The sequence below is a fragment of the Roseicyclus mahoneyensis genome (genome assembly GCF_003148775.1).
GTDB classification, from domain to species: Bacteria; Pseudomonadota; Alphaproteobacteria; order Rhodobacterales; family Rhodobacteraceae; genus Roseicyclus; species Roseicyclus mahoneyensis.
Genome location: NZ_QGGW01000031.1, coordinates 1 through 1225, shown reverse-complemented (window position 1 = coordinate 1225; position 1225 = coordinate 1). Strand labels below are relative to the sequence as shown.

The 1225-nt window shown below is 59.7% G+C and carries 1 protein-coding gene; it reads left to right on the top strand.

Features of this window, described 5'->3' with window-relative positions; all coding sequences use genetic code 11:
• Positions 1-80: 80 nt before the first annotated feature.
• Positions 81-1225 (top strand): IS3 family transposase gene (locus C7455_RS19770; protein ID WP_425450658.1). Its coding sequence is split into 2 segments (ribosomal slippage), with 1146 coding nucleotides annotated over them: positions 81-348 and positions 348-1225; the frame shifts between segments, so codons are not numbered across the junction. This gene is flagged as partial in the annotation.

Here is a 1225-nt window from a genome sequence, read left to right as displayed (position 1 = left end):
TGAGCTACCCCCCGAAAATTGGACAGTGACGGAAGCTACGATCTGAGGTCTGCTGATCCCCAAGACGAGGAGATCAGAATATGTCGAAACGCAGGAACCATGACGCGGCTTTCAAGGCCCGTGTTGCTCTGGAGGCGCTGAAGGGCGAGCGCACGGTGTCGGAGCTGGCGGCCGCTTATGCGGTTCATCCGACCATGATCCATCAGTGGAAGAAGGCTCTGCTGGAAGGTGCCGCGGGGATTTTCGAGCGTGGCGGTCAGGCTGCGGCCTCCGCCGAGATTGCCGGGGACACGGTCCGTGATCTGCATGCCAAGATCGGAGAGCTGGCTGTGGCCAACGATTTTTTGTCACGAAAGCTCAAGCCCTGGATCGGGAAGTGAGGCGGGGCATGATCGAAAGAACCCATCCCAAGCTGTCGGTCGGGGCGCAGTGCCAGTTGCTCTCTATCTCGCGGTCGTCGTTCTATTACGCGCCGCAGGGTGAAACGGCGTTGAACCTTGACCTGATGCTGAAGGTCGACAAGCAGTTTCTGGACACGCCGTTTTACGGTGTTCGGCAGATGACATGGCACCTGCAGAACGAGGGTCATGCCGTGAACGAGAAGCGCATCCGGCGGCTGATGCGCCTTATGCGCTTGATGCCGATCTACCAGAAACCCAACACGAGCAAGCCCGCGAAGGGCCACAAGACCTACCCCTACCTGCTCGGCGGGCTGCGGATTGATCGGCCCAATCAGGTCTGGTGCGCCGACATCACCTACCTGCCGATGCGCAAAGGGTTCCTCTATCTGGTGGCCATCATGGACTGGTTCACCCGCAAGGTGCTGGCCTGGCGTATCTCCAACACGTTGGAGGCAGAGTTCTGCGTCGAAGCGCTGAACGAAGCCATCCACAAGTTTGGCGCGCCTGAGATCATGAATACCGACCAAGGCAGTCAGTTCACATCCTTCGACTGGACCGACCGGCTGAAGCGGGCGAAGACGAAAATCTCCATGGACGGCAAAGCCCGGTATCTCGACAACATCTTCATCGAGCGCCTATGGCGGTCCCTGAAATACGAATGCGTCTACCTGCACGCCTGGGAAACCGGCTCACAGGCCAAGGCAGGCGTCGGCCGCTGGATCACCTTTTACAACCACCAGCGGCCCCATGCCGCCCATGGCGGACAGCCGCCCGCCGTGGTCTACTTCAACGCAACCCAAACCGATCAGCAGGTCCAGGCAGTA